The 3,084-nt window shown below is 71.9% G+C and carries 5 protein-coding genes; 3 read left to right on the forward strand and 2 right to left on the reverse strand.

The window, feature by feature from the left end; all coding sequences use genetic code 11:
* Positions 1 to 729 (reverse strand): bifunctional phosphopantothenoylcysteine decarboxylase/phosphopantothenate--cysteine ligase CoaBC (coaBC, locus tag VF542_RS12875; RefSeq protein WP_408652109.1); only part of this gene is annotated, 729 nt, incomplete at its 3' end.
* 80 nt (positions 730 to 809) lie between these two features.
* Positions 810 to 1,073, reverse strand: coding sequence for a DNA-directed RNA polymerase subunit omega (rpoZ, locus tag VF542_RS12880; protein WP_408652106.1), 264 nt, complete (start codon positions 1,071 to 1,073; stop codon positions 810 to 812).
* 291 nt (positions 1,074 to 1,364) lie between these two features.
* On the opposite strand from rpoZ, the gene VF542_RS12885 reads away from it, so the two are divergent.
* From VF542_RS12885 to VF542_RS12895, 3 genes are all read left to right on the forward strand, one after another.
* A complete protein-coding gene (locus VF542_RS12885) occupies positions 1,365 to 2,546 on the forward strand; it encodes a Re/Si-specific NAD(P)(+) transhydrogenase subunit alpha (RefSeq protein WP_408652107.1) in 1,182 nt (393 codons plus the stop codon).
* Entirely contained in the window at positions 2,543 to 2,926 is a 384-nt protein-coding gene (locus VF542_RS12890; RefSeq protein ID WP_408652108.1) for an NAD(P) transhydrogenase subunit alpha, read from the forward strand. The genes VF542_RS12885 and VF542_RS12890 overlap by 4 nt, the downstream gene beginning before the upstream one ends.
* Positions 2,923 to 3,084, forward strand: a 162-nt coding sequence (locus VF542_RS12895) for an NAD(P)(+) transhydrogenase (Re/Si-specific) subunit beta (protein ID WP_408652110.1), incomplete at its 3' end; no start/stop codon positions are given. The genes VF542_RS12890 and VF542_RS12895, both read left to right, overlap by 4 nt.

Consider the following 3,084-nt stretch of genomic DNA (forward strand, 5'->3'; position numbering starts at 1 on the left):
CACCTCGCTGCCCGCGGGGCTCGGCAGCTCCACATTGGCGGCCACCAGGGTCACCTGGGCGCCACGGGCGGCGGCGACCGTGGCCAGCTCGAAGCCCTGCCGGCCGGAGGACCGGTTGCCCAGGAACCGCACCGGGTCCAGCGCCTCCCGAGTCCCGCCGGCGGTGATCAGCACCCGGCGTCCTGCCAGGTCCGGCGGCAGCGCGTCCGGCCGGCGCAGCAGCAGCTCGGCCAGCCGGGCGATCTCGTCCGGTTCGGGAAGCCGGCCCTGGCCGGTGTCGGTGCCGGTCAACCGGCCGTAGGCGGGCTCCAGCACCGTCGCACCACGGCTGCGCAGGGTGGCGACGTTGGCCACGGTGGCCGGGTGCAGCCACATCTCGGTGTGCATCGCGGGGGCGAACAGCACCGGGCACCGGGCGGTCAGCAGGGTGTTGGTGAGCAGGTCATCGGCCATGCCGTGCGCGGCCTTGGCCATCAGGTCGGCGGTCGCCGGGGCCACCACCACCAGCTCGGCCTGCCGGCCCAGCCGGACGTGCGGCACCTGCTCGGCGCCGGTCCAGACGTCGGTGGCCACCGGGTTGTGCGACAGCGCCGCCCAGGTCGGCTGGCCGACGAACCGCAGTGCGGCCTCGGTCGGGACCACCGTGACGTCGTGGCCGGCCTCGGTCAGCCGGCGCAGCAGCTCGGCCGCCTTGTACGCGGCGATGCCTCCGGACACGCCGAGCACCACCCGGCGGCCCGGCTGCGCCTGCGCCGGTTCGGGGGTCGAGTCAGCCACGGTAGCGCGCCACTCGATCCCCGGGTCCTGGCCTAGGCCTCGGACGGCTTGAACTCGATCAGGTCGGAGTTGATCTCGCGCAGCGCGATCGACAGCGCCTTCTCCTGCGGCGCCGTCTCGACCATCGGGCCGACATATTCGAGCAGGCCCTCGCCGAGCTGGCTGTAGTAGGCGTTGATCTGGCGGGCCCGCTTGGCGGCCACGATGACCAGGGCGTACTTGGAGCCGGTCCGGTCCAGCAGCTCGTCGATCGGCGGGTTGGTGATGCCCTCGGGAGCAGGCACGGGTGCGGTCACGCTAGCCTCGAATTCTTCTCGGAATCTCGTGCGCGGCCGGCCATCCGGAAATCCTGGCTCACGGCAGTCGGAGACCTGAACGGCACGCACTTTAGAGCCCGATACTACCAACTCCGCTGCCGATCCCCCTCGCGTCCGGCGAGGCACGATCGAGCGCCTGTGCGCAAGGTCACGTATTGCGCCGGGGACCAGCTAGTGTTTCTTCGAGATTGACCGGGTCGTCCCCGGTTCGATGGTCCGGGCGGCGCGCGCTGCCCGATCAGGTCACCTCACATCGAAAGGCAATGCCGGATGAGCACCCTGCGGGTCGCGGTGGTGAAAGAGACGGCCGCTCACGAACGGCGGGTCGCGCTCGACCCCGACGGGGTGAAGCGACTGCAGGCCCTGGGGGTGCAGGTGCTGGTCGAGACCGGCGCCGGCACCGCTGCCTGGTTCGACGACGAGGCCTACCTGGCCGCCGGCGCCCGGCTGCTGGGCCGGTCCGAGCTGGTGGCCGAGGCCGATCTGGTGCTGTCCGTGGGCCCGCCCGCCGAGGACGTCCTGGGCATGCTGCGCTCAGGCCAGAGCTACCTGGGCCTGCTGTCGCCCCTGACCAACCCGGAACTGGTCGGCGCCATGACCGAGCGCGGCGTCACCATGATCAGCCTGGACGGCCTGCCCCGGACGCTGACCAGGGCGCAGTCGATGGATGCGCTGAGCTCGCAGGCCAGCGTCGCCGGCTACAAGGCTGTGCTGGTCGCCGCCGAGCACTACGACCGGTTCTTCCCGCTGCTGATGACCGCGGCCGGCACCTCCAAGCCGGCCGCGGTGCTGGTGCTGGGTGCTGGTGTCGCCGGGCTGCAGGCGATCGGCACCGCCCGCCGGCTGGGCGCGGTGGTCAGCGGCTACGACGTGCGGCCGGCCGCCCGCGAGGAGGTCAAGTCCCTCGGCGCGAAGTTCGTCGAGCTCAAGGCGGGCATCGCCGCGGCCGGCGAGGGCGGCTACGCCCGCGAGCTCACGGCCGAGGAGCGCCAGGCCCAGCAGCAGGAACTGGCCGAGCACATCGCCCGGCACGACATCGTGATCACCACCGCCCAGGTGCCCGGCCGGACCCCGCCGGTGCTGGTCACGGCCGCCACCGTGGCCCGGATGCGGCCGGGCTCGGTCCTGGTCGACCTCGCGGCCAGCCGGCTCGGCGGCAACGTGGAGGGCTCGGTCCCGGGTGAGACGGTGCTGACCAGCAACGGCGTCCGGGTGGTCGGGGCGACGAACCTGCCGGCCCGGATGGCGACCAGTGCCTCGCAGGCGCTCTCGCGCAACATGAGCGCGCTGGTGCAGCACCTGGTCCGTGACGGCGAACTCGTCATCGACCTGGACGACGAGATCCAGCGTGGTGTGGTGATCAGCCACGGCGGCCAGATCGTGTCCCCGGCGGTGGCCGCGGTGCACGCGCCGACCGCCGGCGTCGGTTCGAGTGAAGGACGGCTGTCATGACCCAGGGCTTCGTCGGCAACCTGACCATCTTCGTGTTGGCCCTGCTGGTGGGCTTCGAGGTGATCAGCAAGGTGCCGGCCACGCTGCACACCCCGCTGATGTCGGGCGCCAACTCCATCCACGGCGTGGTGCTGGTCGGCGTGGTGATCCTCGCTTCCTTCGTCGACGGGCCGTTCGGCTACGTCCTGACCTTCGTGGCGGCCGCCTTCGGGGCGGCCAACGTGGTGGGTGGCTACGCGGTGACCGACCGGATGCTGCAGATGTTCCGTAAACGCCCGGTCCCGGGGAGCGGAGCCAAACCTGTCGGCGGTGGCGCTGATGCTGGCGTCGGCGGTGGCGCTGACGCCGGCGTCGGCGCGAAGAGCGGTGAGACCGCGTGACCGTGGACAACGGCGTCCGGCTCGCCTCGCTGTTCGGTGCGGTGGCCTTCGTGCTCGGCCTGCACATGATGAATTCACCCGCCACCGCGCGGCGTGGCAACCAGCTCTCGGCCTTCGGAATGCTGGTGGCGATCATCGCGGTGCTGGTGTCGGTGTCC

It is taken from the genome of Jatrophihabitans sp. (assembly GCF_036389215.1).
Taxonomy (GTDB): domain Bacteria; phylum Actinomycetota; class Actinomycetes; order Mycobacteriales; family Jatrophihabitantaceae; genus Jatrophihabitans_A.